This window comes from Secundilactobacillus collinoides DSM 20515 = JCM 1123 (assembly GCF_001435975.1).
Taxonomy (GTDB): Bacteria; Bacillota; Bacilli; order Lactobacillales; family Lactobacillaceae; genus Secundilactobacillus; species Secundilactobacillus collinoides.
The window spans coordinates 17,871-37,025 of the sequence record NZ_AYYR01000074.1 but is presented as its reverse complement, the minus strand read 5'-3'; the positions used below and the strand labels follow the sequence as shown (position 1 = coordinate 37,025).

The window sequence follows — 19,155 nt, the reverse complement described above, 5'->3', positions numbered from 1 at the left end:
CCTCAGTCAACGTAAGAAAAGTAAGACTTGTAGCGTAAGTCCGCACCTTTCAGCAACCAAAAAGTCACCCCCCAAGAGCGAACCTCTATATCAATAACACCATTAGAGCAATACCCCTCCACATGCCTGACCCAGCCTACCCTAAAATACACGCCAAACAAAAAGCCTCAACTGGTCATCCGTCCAACGAACAAACCACTTAAGGCAGCGTATCTCAATTTTCATATCACCATATCATTTTTTGTACAACCTATTAACTGATTCTCTCCATTAAATGCCGCAGGGGCTGTCCGATGATCGGAACCAAAATCCCAGACATAATTGCTTCCGGAATCCCATTTGTCGCCATGACACCAAGCAACCAAGGCATCAGTTTAGCAATGTTTAATTTCGCCAGTGGCACCATATGGAATTGATACAGCAAAGCCATAAAACCAAGCACGAAAATGGTATTGACCAGCGCGCCAACCACACCGGTTAAAGCTAAATGCCACGTCTTAGTACCCCTTCGTGCCAGCCAGTAGAACAGCCAACCAGCAATGAGGCCCACCAAAACCCGTGGTACAACAGAAACCAGGGGGTTAACCAGCACGTAAACGGCCAACGGACTTGTCGGCCAAGCAAAAGCCCGGATCCAGTCCGTCAGCCCCCAAACAAGGCCGACAATCGTGCCTTCTTTTGTTCCAATGGTAACACTGGCAATGACTGTTGTGGCCTGAATTGTAACGATACTGAATGGTCCCACCGGAATATACCCTAAGAATGGGACAACCGTTTGAATAATAACAATGGCAATAAACAGGGCTAACAAGCTGACTCGATAAGCATTACTTCGTGTTTTAATGATGGTTCACTTCCTTTTTTAGATATCGATAATGAGCACCCATAAATGAACAAGCCCACTGTACCGTAACGATAGGCTAACGACCCCAACGATAACTTGTTCATTTGTAAAGGATAGCACTTTTCACCTGAGAAAAAAGCAATTTGGCCAAATTTAATGACACGAATGTCATTTTCTTTTAAAGCGGTTACAAAATCCACAAAATAAAGTGCATCTTACAAGACAAGTGTTCTAAATTATTGGTACGCTAATCGTATGGAAAGGTGGTGCTCGCGGCAATATACCCGCTATTGAGAAATCTGCCAGGGTTCACGCCGCGACTTTTAGAACCCCTTTTCTTGCATCATAGAACCTGGTGCAACTCGCCGCTGAGGTGTTTCGCCTCGAGTTTGCTGGCCGTTTTGAGTTGCCTTCTTGGGGGAACTGCTGCACCATTGAATCAAAAAGGGCTTATCTGGGTTTGAATTTCCCACATAAGCCTTTTTTGAATCATAAGAATAATAACAACAACGTTATAGCCCCCGGCAACGCCTGAATTAAATAAATCTTTTTGGTGACAGTAGCACCACCATAGAGCCCAACAAGAATCACAAACAAACTTAATAATTCATAGAATATAATTTGGGCGTGACCCGCAAACATCACGAATCCCAGTAAGAAAAGCAGCCCCAATGCCGCGTTGTAGATGCCCTGATTTTTAAGGGCCACCTGCGCCTCAGGCTGTTTAACAAAGGCCATTTTCATATCAAAAGCGTTGGCCTGTGCTTCTGGTTTCGCAAACATTTCTAAATATGCGATCACTAAGTGTAAAATGCCCAATAATCCGGCAATGATCAATCCAACTGTTACCATCATCTATGATGTCCCCCTATCTATCTCACTATGATCTAGCCTACCACTCTTTCATTGATTGATAGGAAATAACGATTTCACTGTTGCCGGGCTAAGTGACGTCCCTCTATTGATCTTTGGCAAAAAATGCTCACGAGCCTATGCGTCAGACCTCATTTACTAAACCCGCTAAATTTCCTTTTTAAATCTCAACTGTTTCGTGCTATATTGAACCTAAAACCTTTTAGGGTTGAGGGGGAACATCACTTTGAAGCGATATCGTCATTTATTATTGATCACTGCCTTCGCCGCCGGGTTCGCCCTTTTCATCCCGATAACAGCACAGGCTGCCAAAACGACAAACACGATTCCAAAAACGTTACGCGGTACTTGGTATTTCTACGTTAAGGGTGAAGGCTATGATAAATACAAGCTCACCACGCACACGTTGACAGAAACACTTGTGACCGCGTTTGAAACCAAAAAGGAACACCACTACTCTGCCAAGAGCCTACGGGTAGTTAAATTCAAGAAAGCCTATTACATCTGGAGTTCAAATGGCACTGGTATATCAATTGGCTTTAATCCCGGCAAAGTGAAAGTCAGTGGAAAATATCAAACAGCACTAGCCGTTGATGGTTTATCTGACAAAACGCTGAAAAAAGGTAAAACGTCCACTGCGGTCGGCGATGTGTATACCGCTTTTAAAACTAAAAAAAATTATACGATCTATTTTTAACTGACACAAAAACGATTCATGTGCATTGCAAGAGGACCCTTTAGCAGCCAATCGAGAGATGATTGATTGCAAAGGGGTCTCTTTTAGATTGCGGTTTCAAGACATCAAAAGGCCCACGATAACGATCAAGTTAGACATAAAAGCTTTAAACCGCACTGGGGGAGCAGAGATATGGCTTATCGGCCAAATAGCGCAATCTATCACGTAATTTATGTTCAATAAAATCGCGTTATTGCGGCATTTTTCTGTGTTATAACGATAAGTATTTACTATGATAATTATATAATTTTCTTATAATAAGAGGTTTTCCAGTCAGCCTGTCTTGACACCCAAATAAGCCTGTTAAGTCAAGCATGTGTTGAAATTGTCTTTGAAGACGTTATGACTATTTCATAACTATTATGCCATTTTTAAACAACTGTTTACAATTATAACTAAATTAGTAATTTGTAATGTTTTTTAAGTGCAATCGCACTTAATTTGTGCTATACTTCTTTCAAAAGGATGGTGATGTGGAAGAGACGACCCGCCTGTTCCGTGTTAATGGGCGGTGAGACAAATGGGAAAACCTTACGATATTACTGCAATTATGAAATTATGGCGCTAAGACTTATTGCGAGGGTGTCTTTTGGGAAGATGACCGTCAGTAGAATCTTCCGGACGTGGTTACCTACCTGCTGGGGCGATGACGTCTAATCCTCGGATTCTATGGTTATCGGCAACCTTACGATGAGCTTAGTATTTTGTCCGTATACGTGAGCACGAGCCACACTGGTTTTGCCCCAATTCGGTTGAGCCCCGAACTGCCTGCCTTCACTGGTATTCTTCTGGGTGGCCGGCACGCCAGTGTGGATCACCAAATGCAATCAACGACTGAGGGCTCACAATTGATCATCCGGTTTGTTAGTCGCGATAACGCGCAATTTCCTCGTTATGTTATCGCGGGGTCACTACAATTGGGTTTGTCCCAACTGCATGCATTCTGATGAGGAATGTTGATCAACAATCTCATTGGAAACGGCGCTGCCGGTCGGAGAGCCGACAGTTCATCTGAGCACCGGGTAAGTGAAGTTTCACCCCCGTATCCGCGTGCGCAGCAGTCGTTTAATATGGTTGACCTATGAACAATTAAATCGAAAATACCGAGTGTCTGCCTCTCCCGGCATTAACGTTGTTTCATCCTATTTTTATCAATTCTCAAATGTTTCCCCGAGCGGCTGAGAAAGCGAATGAAACGAACCGGTAGTACACCGGTGTATAAAAGCGCTCCCAGCTAGTCTTAAGATTAACTGAGAGCGCTTTATTGTGAATTATTTCTTTAAACGATTTTTGAGGTAATCCTCAAATGTGGTCGGTTGGCGACCAAGCAGCATGTGCAGGACGTTGGCGTTACCGTCAAGTCCCCATTGACTGTAAGTGTCGGCTAAGTGTTTAAACCCGGTTCGGAAAAACAGATCCTGGGCGTGGATGCTGGCCAAGAACGTCTCCACGTCAACGTATTGCGTGACCGCGTGTTCGCCGGTCAGCGCGTTGTATTGGGTGACCAATTCGTTTGGTGAATAGGCTTTTGTCCCAACGAGTTCGTAGGTTGCTTTATCATGCTGACCAATATTGCCGGCAACCTTGACGACAACTTCAGCCACATCATCCGGATCAACGTAGGCGACTTTTGAATCAACATTGTAGAAAATCTGGTATTTGCCAGTATTGTGTACGAGTTGCGGATCGAAGTTGTGCATATAATGCATTGGCTGCAAAATCGTATATGGCAACTGGGACGTCATGCCTTGATAGATCAAATGTTCCTCAACATCCCGTTTAGCAGTATGTTGAAGCAACGTTGTTAATATCGGGTGTGTGACCGAAATAAAAATAAACTGTTTGAGGTGGGCTGCCACTGACAAATCGACAAGTGATTCACCAATGAGAGCTTCCTCCGCAGAAAATAGTGGTGGAATGTACACAATTTGGTCGGCGCTGGCGACCAGCTGCCGCTGAAAATCAAGCTGGGTCAAATCCCCAACTAAAGCTTGTTTGATACCTGGAAGGTTCGCAACGGCCGGATTAATGTCGGTCGCGACAACATCATAACCGGCTTTAACCAAGGCGTTGACCATAATTGCGCCAGTGTGGCCGGCAGCGGAAGTGACAAGAATCATGAGACCATCTCCTTTTTAAACCATTGTAGCTTAGATTAAGTGCGATTGCACTTAATAAGTGACTCGTTTCACGAAAGGAACGTGACCAAAATGAAATTAGAAAATCACCACATTTTAATTACCGGCGGGACCAGTGGCATCGGCTTTGCTCTCGCAAAACGATTCTTAGATCTTGGTAACGAAGTGTTAGCAGTGGATTTTAGCGAGAAAAACATCGAGGCTGCAAAAAAAGAGCGCCCAGAATTGCTGACCTATAAGGCCGATCTGAGTGCTCCAGCCGACCGAGAGGCCTTAAAGACCTGGGTCGACGCTAATTTCAGCGAGCTTGATATTCTGTTTAACGACGCGGGCATCCAGCGCTGGATCAACCTCCAGCACCTTACCCACGACTGGGACTGGTACCACCAAGAATTAGCGGTCAACCTGGAAGCCCAATTACACCTGACCTTCCTGTTTTTGCCGCAAATCACCGCTCAACCCAATGGCGCCTTCATTAATATTTCGTCTGGTTTAGTCATCAACAACGGTGCCTGGGTGCCAATTTATGCCGCTTCTAAATACGGGGTTCATGGGTTTACTGAAGCACTGCGCTACCAGTTACAAGACACCGCTACCAAGGTGTTTGAGATCATGCCCCCCGCTGTTAACACAAATCTGGGTGGTGCTGGCGAACACAATTATGGTAATGACCTGGCTGATTTTGCGGACGCAGTGATCCAGCAGTTGCAAGACGACCTGCCTGAAATCACCTTCGCATCTTCATGGGACCAATTACGGGCTGATAAGGAAACCAACCGTAAGACCACCCAGGAAACTTGGAATTTATTTAAGGATAATCCAACTTTCAAGAATGCCTAGTCGATGCCAGTCAGGGCATGCCGCAGGTTAATGATCTGATCATACGGCGGCAACGACTGCCCTGCATTATCTAAGAGATAGCCATTGAGTTTGTCAAGTACAGCCGTAATTTCAACAGCCCGCTGCTCGCCCATTGGCGATAAGCTCAGCTGGGTCGCCCGGTGGTCATCCGGATCGACTGTCTTTACAATAAACCCGTCGTCGATCAAGTGGTTGATTGCCCGCGTGACTGTGCTTGGATTGACTTTGATGATCTCATTTAATTGATTTTGAACAACGCCTGGGTGCTCGTTGATCTTCATGACGTAAAAATAATTAGTAGCCGTCACGCCGTATGCTTTTAGATTAATGTTGAGCCACTTGACGATCGCGTAATTTAACTGCGCAATTTGTTGTGTCAAATCGGCCGGTTCTTCAACTGTCATATGTCCGTCCCCGTTCATTTGCCTGATATTATGAGTATAATTATTTAGTTATAGTGTACCATAAAATCCTTTTTAACCACCTGTTGACGAATTGTTATTTCATTAATTTATCACTGCTTGGTGGTTGTTATACAACAGTTGCAACTAATGTATCAGAAGTCCCCGGGAAAGATGGATTCCCGGGGACTTTATGTTGTTATTGATTCCTCTTCAAAACGTGTTGCGCCGTTTATGCCCGATAGGTCGTCATCTGTACCGCATTGATCATGATCTTCGCACCGTCAAACATTGCGCTTCGGTCAAACGTCATTCCTGGTACGTGCAGCCCCGGTGTTAAATCACAGCCGAGTCCCAGCATTGTACTTTCTTTGGCAACGCCGTCATAAGCGTAGAAGTGAAAGTCATCCCCGCCTTGCGTGGGGGCTGGCTCAACCAACCCATCCGCACCTAACACAGCCGTAATGGCCCGGCTCATCGTATCCATGGCTGGTTTACTTGGGATTGCAGCGGGTGAGAAATCATTGCCGTCCAGCGTGACCTGAATGCCGTTTACGGAAACGTCCTTCATCGCTTGGAAAGCCTGCGCCTGCAACTCGTCCATCATGTCGTTGGTCCGAGCACGCAAATCGACTGCAAAGGTCCCTTTATCCGGCACAATGTTAGATGATTCACCTGCGTGGATCATCGTTGTGGTGACCGAGTATGGCAAATCAGTGGTTAATTTGATCTGCTTGAATTTTTCGTTCAGGCTGCTAAAGCCGTCGATGACGTTAGCGCCCAGTTCTGGCCGACCGGCGTGGGCTGTTTTACCAGTGATCGTCACCCAGTACGTCCGCGTTGCGATGTCAGGAATAATGGCCTCAGCGTGCTTGCCTAAAACCTCATTTTTGGCGCAAACGTGCAGGCCATACAGATAGTCCAACTGCCCTAATTTACCGCTCTTGATTACCTTTTCAGCGCCGGTCACCGTTTCTTCAGCGGGTTGAAAAATGAGCTTCAACGTGCCGGGAATCTGGTCCGGATTGGCTGCAAAGTAGGCCGCAACGGCGAGCACGATCGACATGTGAGAATCGTGCCCGCAGGAGTGCAGCACCTGCGTTTTGCCCTGATAATCCTGTTTTAAAGCATCAATGTCAGTCCGCATCCCGATGATTGGTTTCGTACCGTCACCAATGGTTGCTATCAGTCCGGTCATGTCGTCAAACCGGTCATAAGACACGCCCATTTCATCTAATCGCTTGGCTAAATAAGCGGTGGTATTCGTTTCATTAAACGCGGTCTCGCCTCGGGTGTGCAAGTAGTTAAAATCCGTCATGATCTGCTGTTCATCTAACTTAATTGTTTCTTCCATAGTGTGTGCCACCCTTTCGACTATTTAGTTCGGTATGCGTTTTTCAGTGAAATCCCCTGTGCAGCGGCGTAACTGACGCCCTTTAAGTTTGGTCGGTTAAGCCGTGCAATCTGTCCTTGGTTCAGTGCAGCAATTGCCTGATCCTTCATTGCAATCTGGTTAGCCTTCTTAAAGTCGTCATAGCGCTTCTGGAGACTTGTTGCGTCCGTTCCGTTGGCGCGTTCATAGACGCTGTCGTACTGCTTATTAGAATAGTTGCCTGCATTGTTGACGTTATTGGTGTTCAACAGCTGGAAGAATTCGTTCAGATCAGGGTATGATGCGATCCAGTTGGTAAAGCCGATATCGTAGCCGCGTTTCTTTTGCATGGTCGTGATGGCCTGCACCTTAGGCTGAACATCGATGTTGATGTTGCAGCCGCTGAGGTATTTCTTAGCTTGCGCTTGGACGTATTCAGCAGAGTTCTTGAATGCGTCCACGTCATAGCAGACCAGTTTCAGATCAAGCTTCTTTACACCGAGCTGTTTCAATCCTTTGGCCCAGTATTTCTTGGCTAACGTCGGGTTGTAGGCAACGGATTGTTTAACACTGGAATCCTTGGCGAAATCTTTGCCGGTTGCCGGATTCTTCGAAATGTCTTCAGGTGCGAGGCCGTATGGTACTTTCGACCCATTCTTCAGGACGTCTTGCGTCAGGGACTTTCGGTTAATGGTCAACGAAATGGCCTTGCGAATGTTCTCGTTGCGCATCGCCTTACTGCGGTAGTTGTAGGCCAGATAGTCGGTCTCGCCGCTGGCATAGCTCAGGTAACCCTTATTATTCTTTTCCTGGGCAGCCTGTTGGCCCGCTAAAACGATGTTGTCCAACTTGCCCGACTGATAAAGAGAAAGTGCGGTTTCAGGTGATTTTGCGACTTGGAACTTAACGGTCTTGAGTTTAACGTTTTGCTTATCCCAATAATTGGGGTTCTTTTTTAGCGTCCAAGTAACCGATGAAGTCGACCAGTTTTGAACGGTGAACGGGCCATCATATACGGCTTTCTGGGATGAGGTACCATAACCGCTGCCATACTTCTCGACCACTTTTTGATCTTGTGGCAGGAATGGTACGGAAGCAACCAGATATTTAAAGTACGGTGTCGGTTCAGACAGGGTCACTTTGAACGTGGTCTTGTTGACGGCTTGAATCCCTAACTTGTTGACACTCATTTTGCCATTTTCAATTTGCTTGGCGTTTTTGATTGGCAGGAACATGTAAGCATCGGCTGCCTTGGAGGTTGGGTTTACTGCCCGCCGCCATGAATAAACGAAATCGTTTGCCGTTAGGGCATCGCCGTTGCTCCACTTTAAATTCTTGCGCAGTTTAAAGGTGTAAACAGTCTGGCCGTTAGTCGGCTTCACGATGGCCTTGGCAATACCCGGCGTTACCGTTGTGCTGTTCTTCATCCGGTACAACCCTTCTTCGGAATTGTTGACCGTCTCTAAAGCGCCCACATCCGTAATCATCGTTGAATCCAGCGATGAAATATCCGCCTGTTCCATAATCGTGGCTGTCTGCTGCACTCCACTGCTGGTCTTACCACAGCCTGCAAGGACGATCCCGCTCACGACAACAACACTTGCACCAATAACACGTTTCAACGTTTTTTGCATATGAATTTCCTCCTGTGAGTCCGTAGACCCATTCCCAACGCGCGACACACTCGTGCGTTCCGTCAACAACTAAGCGTGCAGACTATGGACCATATGCAACTGATGTCGGTTTTGACCTGCAGTTCGGGTTATTAAGTTAGACATCATCGTTTGAAACATCTCATTCATCATCCTTTCGTGTGTTGAAACTAAAAACGTCCCCTCAAAGAAATTAATCTTTGAGAGGACGATTGATTTATCGCGGTTCCACCTCTGATTCGCAGCCCCTTCACAGTGACCGCCTCAGTAAGTTCGTAAAAACTTATCCCCGAATAACGACGGGCACCGGCCTTCCCTACTGATTGCGACACGTTCAGGAAAACTGCTAGCAGCTGTGTTTCAATTCTGACTTCATTCTTTCAGCCTTATGAATGATCTCTACAATTAGAATTTACTTTGACTACTCGTTGCATTTATTAATTGTTTCTCATTTTAAGAATGTCTTAAGGATTTGTCAAGCCAATTTTAAAATAGTGACCCCTGATGTGCTGATTTATTCAAACAAATGACGCAACATCACCTAATTTTCCACGCCGCCATTTCCAGTAAACGTGGTCAATTCGTTTGCGTAAACTAAAAGTTCACGGGCATAACTCGGATGGTTAAAAGTCGTTTTAATATTGGTCTGAAGTTCGTGTAAATTATCAGTAATAATGCCGTCCACGTTCAAAAACATCATGTGGGTCATGTCATCTTCATCATCCACCGTCCAGGCCAGCACCTTTTGATGATTTGCGTGTGCCTGGTTGACAAACGTTTCGTTCAAGGTGGTTTGCTCCATGGTATAGGCATCCGCCTTTGTCTGCGGGAACGTTAAGTTGTATGGCAAAATGAAGCTGGCCGTTTCTTTTGGATCGTGCCTGACCACGTAGCTGATCACGGGATAACTCAGTGAGTGCATCCAATCATGATCCCGGAGCAAGCGTGCTTTATACCGTTTCATGAACAGTTGCATCATATTTGCCGAATCATGCTTGTTCACCTTGATCTCAACCAGCAGTTTCTGGTGGTCGCGTTCGGCAGCTTTTAAATACTGGTCAAAACTGGCAACGTGTGCCACATAGCCGTTTTCACGGGCTTTAAGTCTCGTCATTTGTTTCAATGTCAGCTGGTACGGCTGCTTATTGACACCGGTCAGATTCTTTAAATTTTCATCATGCATGACCACAAATTTGTGATCCTTCGTTTCGTGGAGATTCATCTCAACGTAAGCCGGCTTTTCCTTGCTGGTTTTGTTCAGTGCAGGAATAGTGTTTTGCACACCGTTACCAGCATCAACACCACGGTGGGAAATGGCCAGTGGTTTAGTCAGCACCGCGCCACGCAGATAAAAGACGTTATATGTGCCTTGGCCCAGCAGAAAAATGGCCACGACCAACGCTGCGATTCGCCGACTGCCGCGTGGATGTTTCAAGCTGGTCAGGTTAGGCGTCGCCACCTCGGAAGGACTTTGCTCAATAATCCGGATCAACATGAGGATAAAAATGGCTAAAACCGCTGCACCCACGAGCTTGACCCAGATTGACAGTAAGGCCATGTTGGCAACGGCACCAATAAATGCGATCGTCTTCGATTGTTTATCCAGTTGCAGCTGCAGCCCGTACAACAGAACCGAACCGGCAACCAGATTGATGACAATGAGCGCCCCTAAACAGAGCAGACGCCAAAAATAAGACCAGGTATGGTGCCGCGTCATTTGCCAGCTTGTCCGCACCGCCCGCGCGCCGTGAAGTGTACCCAAAACGGTTAGCGGCAGCACCTGAATCAGGCGAACACCAAGGTAGGTCACCACAACCGCCGCAATCACCAGCAGCGACAGATACAGGGCGTTACTTTCCATAAAGGTGAGAATAAAGTCCGGAAGTTGAATTTTTGACAATAGCGGTGAAGTAAAAAACATATCAGAAAATGGCAGGATCAGCACAAAGTAGGGAATGAAAAAGATAAAACTGCTGACGCGTAACTGACGCATGGCCTGAAGGGCGGACAGCGTGATGCGCGTTAACCGCCGTTCCTGATTGTGATGAATCCCCTCGATTCCCTGAATCAAAAATGCAAACTGCCAAAAAACCAGCAGTAAAATCACGATTGCCAACAGTGCCAGTTCCAGCACCGCCAGTGGTCGTTTGGTAAACAGCCAGCCGACGTTCGTGTACGACACGTAAGGCACGGAATTCTGGACCATAATCACTTTCGTCAGCCACCGCATAATGGGCACGATAATGAACGTTAAAATTAGGTTTAAAGTAAACACTAACGTTATGTATGCAATCCAGTTTTTAAGAAATGTCCGGATCGTTTGACGAAATAAGCGCTTGGTATTCATATTGACTTCCCCTTTTAAGTCTCAGATTAATAGCTCTAGTATGACATAGATTCTGGAAAATGGCGGGGATAAGAGTCAAAAGTAACAGTTCGATACTGTTCTGTTGGTCACAAATACGAAAAATAGCGTCTTAAAAAAATCTTTTCACACAAACATCATGCAATTTCATTCTAATTTTCATCAAAATATGAAATAATATACACATAAGATTCATAGACAGTCACCACGGTTTTCAAATGGAGATGATTTTATGGCTTTCTGTCCCATTGATAGAACGCGCATCGGTGTTTTGAGTTTTTGGAAAGTAAAAGATGGTGTCATTTGCAACACCTGTGGTCGCAAAATAGGATTGATTCACGGTATTGATGATGCCGAAGAAATTGCGCGATCATACACGGTTGACGAACTAAAAGAACTGGTTTCGAATCACCAACAAGTCAGCCGAAAACATGCTAAAGTGCAATACTCATGAGAAAATTATGTGTCACGTAAAAAATGCTGCCACTCCCAACGGAGCCGCAGCATTTTTAGTTATCCAATCAATAATTCGAGTGCCCAGCAAGCTTCAAGCGCCGACTCCGCCAAGCCCAGTGGATATAAGCCACTAGCCAAAATGCGGCGAAAAAGCCAACCAGCCCGTAACCTAACCAGTTCAGGTCAACGGTGGCGACCAAGCGGTCTAATCCGGCTGGCAAGTGCACCAGCTGCAGCAATTCAAACGAGCCGATGCCAAGCGCCGTCACAGCAGAAATACTGGTCATTATAATGTTGTAGCGCATCTTCTTTCCAGGTGTGTCAAACGCCCAGCTGTATGCACACAGCATCATGGTGGCATCCACCGTGTCCATAAGGTTCATACCGGAAGCAAACAAAATGGGCAACGCAAAGATGCCGCAAGCCGTCGCTGTGGTTTGACTGGCCGTTACTGCTGATAACGCAATCACTGTGATTTCAGTGGCCGTATCGAAACCCAGGCCGAAGACGAAACCAATGAAGTACATTTGCCAGTCGTGGCGAATCCACCTAAACAGCGGCGCTAGAATACGGGCTAGAAGCCCCCGCGATAACAATAGGTTTTCCAATTCAGGCTGATTTTGCGTCTTCTTTGACAGCCGGCGCATCCGAATTAGTTTGCCAAGAATGACGAAACTGCTGACGGCGATGATCAAAAGGAACACACCGGAAATAATCGTCCCTATCTGACCGCCAATGGCGTTGAGGACGCTCAACTTACGGCGGGCCCACCCAAGGGATACCCGCACCGCCAGAATCATTAAGAAGACCACCGTGGAATGTCCGATTGAAAAGTACCAGCCCACGCCATATGCGGACTCGTGTTGGTTCAACAACCGTCGCACTGTGTTGTCAATGGCTGAGATGTGGTCGGCATCAAAGGCGTGGCGCAAACCCAACGTATAGGCTAGAACGCCAAGGCCAAAGAACTTGGGTGCCTCCTGGGCAGCCACGAGCAGCAGAACAATGCCTAACAGATGCAGTCCAAGGGTCAGACTATAAAACGGAATGGTTTTTCGCAAGCGTACTTTCGGCATCACGGGACCTCCCTTCTTAATCCTAAACTAGTCGACTAAGGCCGACTTAACATCGGCAGTCAGGCTGTCATTCATCCGGCCAGACTTGAAGCCTTCAAGGTCAACGGTCACGTAATCGAAACCGAATTCTTGCAGTTTGTCGTTGATGGCAAACATTTGGGCCACCAAATCGTTCATTTGGTCAGCCATGATTTCGATTCGGGCCAACTTGTCCTGAACGCGGACACGGACGGTCGCAAAGCCTAAACCGCGCAAGTAGGCTTCAGACTTCATGACACGTTGGATGCCTTCAACGGTCAAAACGGTGTCGTAAGCAAAGCGAGAGGAAACAGAACAGCTGGCAACCTTGTTCCAGTTGGATAAACCGGCTGCACGGGCCATGTCGCGAACGTCTGACTTGTAAATATCAGCCACCTGCAGAACGGAAATGGCGCCTTCTTCATCACGGGCACGCAAGCCAGGACGAAAATCGTTGTTGTCGTCCATGATCATACCGTCTAACACAGCGTCACAGCCGCTCTTTGCCTTTAAGACATTCATCTTTTGATAGAACATCTTCTTCATCCAGTACCATGAGCTGGCACGGTTGTTCTTGATGTCGTCGTTCGCCAGGTAGTCCAATGTGGTGCCCAAAACATTTGCGCCCATTTCCTGAGCCAGATCCATGGCCTTAGTGTATTCTTCATCCGTGAACAGGTCAGAGTTGGCAACAACGGCTAAAACATTTTCCTTGCCTAAGGTCTTCAAAGCGGCGTCCAACACAACGGTTGAGTCGATTCCACCGGAAAAGGCCACTAAAACCTTGTTGTACTGTGATAATGCTGCGTTTAATGCTGTTTTTTTAGCTAATGCCATTTTAATAACTTCCTTTTCTAAAATTAAAGTCCAAGGTAAAATTTTGCAAATAAGACTGAGGCAACGGCACCAAAGAACGGTGCGATTCCAGGAACAATCAGACCATATTGCCAGTCGGCTGCAGCTTTGTTTTTCAAAGGCAGGATGGCAAAGGCAATCCGTGGGCCGAGGTCCCGAGCCTGGTTCATGGCGAACCCGGTTGGACCCCCAAGTCCCATCCCAATGGCCCAGACCAGCAGTCCGATACCGATTGGCATGATGCCTGGGGTCTTAATGGTCACAATGACCATGATCCCGGTCAGAAAAATAAACGTGTCAAAGAATTCAACGAAGAAGTTCCGCGGTAAATCACGCACACCAGGACCGGTCGAGAAAATGTTTCGGATCACGACTGGGTCGATCTTGTCGTAGGAGTGTTTGAATTGGTCCGCGTACATAATGTACACAATGACAGCGCCAATGACCCCTCCTGCCAGTTCAAAAACTGAGACTTCAATGAACCGGATAAAGGTCATGTTGCCTAGCAAAAATTGGGCAAACGCCATGGCCGGGTTCAGACAAATCGTCGGGAAAATAAATAAAACAATTGAGATTCCAAATGCCCATGTTGTGATTGCAAATAAATGTCCTGAACCGTGGTACTTCGTGTCATTTAATACGGTGTCGGCGTGAACTCCGACCCCAAAGACGATCATGAGGGCAGTCCCCATTAATTCCGCAAATAATTGATGCATGTTAAGCCATCCCATCTTCTTTGTCATAGGCTAGCAGCGCTGCCCGGCGCACGTCGTCAAGACTGACGTGGTGTGCATCGGCAAGAACTGCCGCGCTATCGTATTCAACAGTTATCTTGTTTTGTGTTTTAAAGGTGCCAATTTTCAGCGTCACATCGCCGTAAATGGTAGTGACCGTTGCAAACTTGCGTGGTAAGGTCGTGCGTTTCATGGTGGTCCAGCGCACGCCAAACGTGGTGGTGTGGGTCATCAACAGGTCGACCATGTGGGTTAGTTTGGCACTGGTAGTGATCACCGTGACCTGGTAAGCCGGCCGGTTCTTCTTCATGAAAATCGGTGTAAAGTAGGCGTCATACGCCCCTGCCGTCATCAACCTATCCATGGCGTAACCGAGGCCCTCACCCGTCTGGTCGTCCACATTAGCGTGAATTTCCACGATTTCATCACTGGTCGAGTGCACTTCTTTTTTGCTAGCCATTGGGGTTAACAACATCCCGCGCAGGGCGTTTAAATGTCCTGTGTCGCGGGTCCCGAAACCATAGCCGACTTTTTGGATCTGCATGTCATCCGGAATCGGACCAAAAGAATCAAAGGCCAGTTTAGCCACCGCAAATCCGGTCGGTGTCACCAGTTCAGTGTGAATGTCAGTACGTTGCCGAACCGGTACTTCGCTATTTTGACGCATCTGCATCACTGCCGGAACCGGTACTGGCATGGTTCCGTGAGCCACTTCAATGGTGCCGGAACCATCAACCAGGGTGCCGCTGATAATGCCGTCAATGCCCATCATTTCAAGGCCGACGAAGAACCCGACAATGTCCACGATGGAATCCAGCGCTCCGACTTCGTGAAAGTGGATCTCATCAAGTGACAGCTGGTGGACGTGAGCTTCTGCTTGCGCAATTTCGTTAAAAACGCCCAGTGCCTGGATCTTCACTGACTGACTCAGATCAGCGTTGTTGATGATGGTTTCGATTTCTTGCAGGTTGCGGCCATGATGGTGCCCGTGGTGGTGATGAGACGCCGCAGCCGAGTCGTCATGATGGGGCGTCTTTTCCTCATCATGCAGGTGTAATGCATCGCGATGCTGTGTCAGCTCATCGTCATGCGCGTGGTCATGATCCGTATCGTGATGGTGTTCGTGTGCGGCCACTTCCTGGGCGGTCAAACTTTCATCCGCGTGGTGGTGCGCATCATCCAGTACAACGCCAAACAGCTGGCCGCCAATGGCCGAGCGAGTGGTTTTCTCCAGCGTCAAATGATATCCAGCCACGTTTAATTTTGCAAGTTCAGCTTGAAACTGGTCAAAATCCAGCCCCAGGTCAAACAGGACGCCCAGCAGCATGTTGCCGCTGAGGCCTGAAAAAGGGTCTAAATATAAGTAAGCCATTAGTTGTTCTCCGTTAAATGATTAATTTGACTGGCACTGTAGCCTGCGCCGAAGCCGTTATCGATGTTGACTACGGTAACGCCTGACGCGCAGCTGTTCAACATGGTCAACAGAGCCGAAATGCCGCCGAAACTGGCACCGTAACCAACGCTGGTTGGAACTGCGATGACCGGTTTGTCAACGAGACCGCCAACGACGGAGGCCAAGGCCCCTTCCATGCCGGCGATGACGATGACGACCTGGGCGTCACGGATGACGTCGAGGCGCGCGAAAAGCCGATGGATGCCAGCGACACCAACGTCGTAGACCCGGGAAACGACATTCCCGAACACCTCAGCCGTCAGTGCGGCCTCCTCAGCCACCTTAAGATCCGATGTCCCTGCTGTGACCACCGCAATTTTGTGGGTGGTCGGCGTCGGGGGTGTCTGCTGCCACAGCAGCACCTGAGCATCGGCACGATAGGTCATCTCAGGGTATGCATGAAGCACCTGGTCCGCCTTTTCTTCCGATACACGGGTCACTAAAATATTCACTTTTGTGGTTAGCATCGCCTGAATGATGCCGATGATCTGCTCGGCCGTCTTCCCTTCGCCATAGATGACTTCGGGATAGCCGGTTCGGCGCTGACGGTCCGTATCGACCTTGGCGTAATCGAGATCCACAAAACCGGGATCATCGAGCTGCGCCATGGCAGCGTCAACTGAAAGTTGTTGGTCCGCGACCTGTTTTAAGAGCGCGGCCATGTTGTTTTTTGCCATGTTCAGATTAGTCCTTTGTCTTGACGATGACGCCTAAGCCATCAGGGATAACAGTTACCTTAGCTTTTTCGCCTTCGCGCTTGTAGGCCATTTCCATGGCTTCTTCCAGACTCCCAGCCAGCTCCATGTGCATATCCGTTACAAGATTTGGTTGTACCAGATCTGAAACCATGATGACGTGGTGGTTAACCAGAATGCGGGCCAAAATTTGAGCGGTCCACTGGTCTGGGATGGTTTCCAACCGGGGCGTGTTGACGGCTTGGTCCAAGAAGACTTTGGGATCATCAACGTCAGCTAAGTTATGGTAGAATCCTTCACCACCGTGACCATCGCGGCAACCAGAGACCATGATGATGGTCCCGTGATCCTTGTTGGTGGCTTCGGCAGCAGTCATGCCCTTAACGGCTTGGTAGATGTTTTGGTCCAGAGGGTAGCCGCCATTTGTTGAAATCGAAATATCAGAATCAATGGCGTCGACCTGCGACAAGGAAGCGACAAAGTCAGTCCCCTTCTTGTGGGCGTTTTCCAGATCACCAGCAAATGATGCGATGATCTTCTTGTCTTCATCCAACACAACGTTGAGGATGAATTGGAGATGAACGGCTTTGGCCGCGTACACCATGTCCTTGTGGATCATGTTGTGGTGCAGGTTCCCAGTGCGACTGTGCTTGTCAGCAACGAATTCACCGGAATGGTTGGCCATGATGGTCTTATATGAGGCGATCCCAGGCAAAACGGACTTCCGACCGCCGGAAAAGCCAGCGAAGAAGTGGGATTCAATGAACCCTTCTGAGATCAGCAGGTCAGCTTCAACGGCGACCTTGTTTAAAATGAGATCCCCGCCTGAAGGCAATTTACCAATGTTGACCATGTCTTCGTCTTTTTCAGAGTAGTGCATGACAATTTCTTCGTTATCAACAATTTCCTGCCCGTACTTGTTCACGAGTTCCTCGTGGGTCGATGGCCGGTGAAAGCCAGTGGCCACCAAGATTCGGATCCGAGCGTCCGGTGCAGCAGAACGGATGCGGCGTAACAAAATTGGGGTAAGAATGTGGGATGGCACTGGTCGAGTATGATCAGAAGAAATGATGACGATGTTCTTCTTTCCCTTAGCTAATTCCTCTAGCTTCGGTGAATCGATCGGATTATCGAGCGAGCGTTCCACCGTTTCGTTTTCTGAAATGGGATTCTCGTAGTTAGCAGCTTGTGAAACTAATTTTCCAGCGAAGTTCTCATCTGGAATGTGTGCGGTAATTTTTTTCTTATCGTACGGCAATTCAATATCAATCATGGTTTTCTATCCTTTCTCTCGAAGCTAAGCATTATCATATTCTTTTCAGTTTTCAAAAATACTCAATTTGTTGCGTTGCTTTCAGCGTCCGAAATCGGGGTATGATTTGTTACGTCATGAAAATTTAACTTCACAATGTCAAGAAGTGTGCTAAACTCATAAAGGTATGATTTAGGACATCAATTAATTTGGGCTTGTGAAATCGTTTCCACCCTGCGAAGGATCTGAAAAAACACATGGTAATGAATCGAACTGAATACTTACTAAGCCAGATGGAGGCCGCCCACGCCCCCGTTATTACAAAAAAACGTCACACTTATTTGACCTACCATGGTCTAGAAGAGACGAACACTTACATTTTAAAACGCGGTATCGTTAAGAACTCCATCATTTTGCAGGATGGTCGCGAGTTCAATTTGTCGTACATCGCAAAGCCCGATGTCATTAGTCTTTTACGGGATGAAATTTCAAAGGATACGGATCAGCCGTTCAACGTCCGCATTGAGTCGGACACCGCTGAATTCTATAAGATCGATCGCGTCACCTTCTGGCAGATGGTCAATAAGGATGACGAGTTGAACAACTATGTTAAAGAATACTACCGCACAAAATTGTCCGAAAACATCTTGCGTTCCCAGCAAATGATCATGGGCAGCAAGCACGACGTGGTCTGCACCTTCATGAATCAGCTGGTCGGCCTTTTCGGCAAGCGTCTCCCAGAGCACCAAGGAATCCTGATTGATTTTGTGGTAACCAATTTAGACATCGCAGGCTTCTGCGGCATCAACTCCCGCTCATCGGTGACACGTATTTTAACGGATTTGCGAGCGGAAGGCATTATCGATATTGTCGGGCATAAGTTTGTTGTTAAGAATATTAGTTACTTGAGGGATTATGTACCGATGTAGAGCGTGGAAGGAAGCGGTTAAGAGGTGGAGCCTAAGCAACTTTGGGCAGAAAATCCCGGTCTTGGATTTTTTGACCGAAGTTGCTTAGGTGCAACCTCTTGCTTCCTGGAACGCGTTTCGGCTACGTGAGATTAGAACGCCTGTTAAAGGCTAAGCAAATGTGTACCGATGTAGAGCGTGGAAGGAAGCGGTTAAGGAGTGGAGCATAAGGGGACTTTGGCATAAATTCCCGGGTTTGGAATTTGTGTCGAAGTCCCCTTATGTGCAACTCCTTGCTTCCTGGAACGCGTTTCGGCCATGTGAGATTAGAATACCTGTTAAAGGCTAAGCAAACGTGTACCGATGTAGAGCGTGGAAGGAAGCGGTTAAGAGGTGGAGCCTAAGCAACTTTGGGCAGAAAATCCCGGTCTTGGATTTTTTGACCGAAGTTGCTTAGGTGCAACCT

19 protein-coding genes and 1 other annotated feature are annotated in these 19,155 nt (G+C 47.4%); of the genes, 5 read left to right on the top strand and 14 right to left on the bottom strand.

All coding sequences use genetic code 11. The annotated features are described in order from the left end of the window. Positions 1-253 precede the first annotated feature (253 nt). The 3 genes from FC82_RS11920 to FC82_RS11915 form a co-directional block, all read right to left on the bottom strand. Positions 254-844, bottom strand: a complete 591-nt coding sequence (locus FC82_RS11920; protein ID WP_056997120.1) for an ECF transporter S component — start codon at positions 842-844, stop codon at positions 254-256. After that, the gene (locus tag FC82_RS16920) at positions 805-1,044 is read right to left on the bottom strand and encodes a hypothetical protein (RefSeq protein ID WP_161939731.1); all 240 of its coding nucleotides are present in this window, start codon (positions 1,042-1,044) and stop codon (positions 805-807) included. The genes FC82_RS11920 and FC82_RS16920 overlap by 40 nt, the downstream gene beginning before the upstream one ends. A 289-nt stretch (positions 1,045-1,333) precedes the next feature. Continuing rightward, on the bottom strand, positions 1,334-1,696 hold the full coding sequence (locus FC82_RS11915) for a DUF1304 domain-containing protein (RefSeq protein ID WP_054760027.1): 363 nt from the start codon (positions 1,694-1,696) through the stop codon (positions 1,334-1,336). 247 nt (positions 1,697-1,943) lie between these two features. Here FC82_RS11915 and FC82_RS11910 point away from each other — a divergent pair, with 247 nt between their 5' ends. Both FC82_RS11910 and FC82_RS11905 read left to right on the top strand, forming a co-directional pair. Continuing rightward, positions 1,944-2,414, top strand: coding sequence for a hypothetical protein (locus FC82_RS11910; RefSeq protein ID WP_056997119.1), 471 nt, complete (start codon positions 1,944-1,946; stop codon positions 2,412-2,414). 743 nt (positions 2,415-3,157) lie between these two features. Beyond that, the gene (locus FC82_RS11905) at positions 3,158-3,400 is read left to right on the top strand and encodes a hypothetical protein (RefSeq protein ID WP_056997118.1); all 243 of its coding nucleotides are present in this window, start codon (positions 3,158-3,160) and stop codon (positions 3,398-3,400) included. 324 nt (positions 3,401-3,724) lie between these two features. Here FC82_RS11905 and FC82_RS11900 read toward each other — a convergent pair whose 3' ends face one another. After that, a complete protein-coding gene (locus tag FC82_RS11900; protein ID WP_054759984.1) occupies positions 3,725-4,573 on the bottom strand; it encodes an SDR family oxidoreductase in 849 nt (282 codons plus the stop codon). Positions 4,574-4,663: 90 nt separating this feature from the next. Here FC82_RS11900 and FC82_RS11895 point away from each other — a divergent pair, with 90 nt between their 5' ends. Continuing rightward, positions 4,664-5,431: an SDR family oxidoreductase gene (locus FC82_RS11895; protein WP_056997117.1), complete on the top strand. Its 768-nt coding sequence runs from the start codon at positions 4,664-4,666 to the stop codon at positions 5,429-5,431. On the opposite strand, the gene FC82_RS11890 is transcribed toward FC82_RS11895, so the two are convergent. From FC82_RS11890 to FC82_RS11875, 4 genes are all read right to left on the bottom strand, one after another. Next, positions 5,428-5,856: a MarR family winged helix-turn-helix transcriptional regulator gene (locus FC82_RS11890; RefSeq protein WP_056997116.1), complete on the bottom strand. Its 429-nt coding sequence runs from the start codon at positions 5,854-5,856 to the stop codon at positions 5,428-5,430. The two genes, FC82_RS11895 and FC82_RS11890, sit on opposite strands and share 4 nt — an antisense overlap. Positions 5,857-6,085: 229 nt before the next feature. Next, entirely contained in the window at positions 6,086-7,207 is a 1,122-nt protein-coding gene (locus FC82_RS11885; RefSeq protein ID WP_056997115.1) for an amidohydrolase, read from the bottom strand. A 20-nt stretch (positions 7,208-7,227) separates the two neighbouring features. Next, complete coding sequence (locus tag FC82_RS11880; RefSeq protein WP_054759976.1) at positions 7,228-8,859, bottom strand: peptide ABC transporter substrate-binding protein; 1,632 nt, start codon at positions 8,857-8,859, stop codon at positions 7,228-7,230. Positions 8,860-9,078: 219 nt separating this feature from the next. Beyond that, positions 9,079-9,315, bottom strand: a binding site (T-box leader). A 103-nt stretch (positions 9,316-9,418) separates the two neighbouring features. Then, the gene (locus FC82_RS11875) at positions 9,419-11,224 is read right to left on the bottom strand and encodes a glycerophosphoryl diester phosphodiesterase membrane domain-containing protein (protein ID WP_056997114.1); all 1,806 of its coding nucleotides are present in this window, start codon (positions 11,222-11,224) and stop codon (positions 9,419-9,421) included. A 250-nt stretch (positions 11,225-11,474) separates the two neighbouring features. Here FC82_RS11875 and FC82_RS11870 point away from each other — a divergent pair, with 250 nt between their 5' ends. Next, positions 11,475-11,696 (top strand): DUF4428 domain-containing protein, encoded by a 222-nt coding sequence (locus tag FC82_RS11870; RefSeq protein ID WP_054759973.1) that lies wholly within the window; start codon positions 11,475-11,477, stop codon positions 11,694-11,696. 67 nt (positions 11,697-11,763) lie between these two features. Here the strand turns inward: FC82_RS11870 and FC82_RS11865 are convergent, their stop codons facing one another. The 6 genes from FC82_RS11865 to larA are packed head-to-tail and all read right to left on the bottom strand — an operon-like array spanning position 11,764 to position 17,802. After that, positions 11,764-12,774: a HoxN/HupN/NixA family nickel/cobalt transporter gene (locus FC82_RS11865; protein WP_056997113.1), complete on the bottom strand. Its 1,011-nt coding sequence runs from the start codon at positions 12,772-12,774 to the stop codon at positions 11,764-11,766. A gap of 27 nt (positions 12,775-12,801) precedes the next feature. After that, complete coding sequence (gene larE, locus FC82_RS11860; RefSeq protein ID WP_054759971.1) at positions 12,802-13,629, bottom strand: ATP-dependent sacrificial sulfur transferase LarE; 828 nt, start codon at positions 13,627-13,629, stop codon at positions 12,802-12,804. 23 nt (positions 13,630-13,652) lie between these two features. After that, positions 13,653-14,363, bottom strand: coding sequence for a D/L-lactic acid transporter LarD (larD, locus tag FC82_RS11855; RefSeq protein WP_054759968.1), 711 nt, complete (start codon positions 14,361-14,363; stop codon positions 13,653-13,655). 1 nt (position 14,364) lies between these two features. Next, a complete protein-coding gene (gene larC, locus FC82_RS11850; RefSeq protein WP_056997112.1) occupies positions 14,365-15,753 on the bottom strand; it encodes a nickel pincer cofactor biosynthesis protein LarC in 1,389 nt (462 codons plus the stop codon). Further along, positions 15,753-16,511 carry a nickel pincer cofactor biosynthesis protein LarB gene (gene larB / locus FC82_RS11845; RefSeq protein ID WP_054759967.1) on the bottom strand — a complete coding sequence of 253 codons (759 nt, stop codon included), beginning with the start codon at positions 16,509-16,511 and terminating at the stop codon, positions 15,753-15,755. The genes larC and larB overlap by 1 nt, the downstream gene beginning before the upstream one ends. 7 nt (positions 16,512-16,518) lie before the next feature. Then, complete coding sequence (gene larA / locus FC82_RS11840; protein ID WP_056997111.1) at positions 16,519-17,802, bottom strand: nickel-dependent lactate racemase; 1,284 nt, start codon at positions 17,800-17,802, stop codon at positions 16,519-16,521. A 236-nt stretch (positions 17,803-18,038) separates the two neighbouring features. Between larA and FC82_RS11835 the strand changes: the two genes are divergently transcribed. Continuing rightward, complete coding sequence (locus FC82_RS11835) at positions 18,039-18,710, top strand: Crp/Fnr family transcriptional regulator (protein ID WP_056997110.1); 672 nt, start codon at positions 18,039-18,041, stop codon at positions 18,708-18,710. The last annotated feature ends 445 nt before the right edge of the window (positions 18,711-19,155 follow it).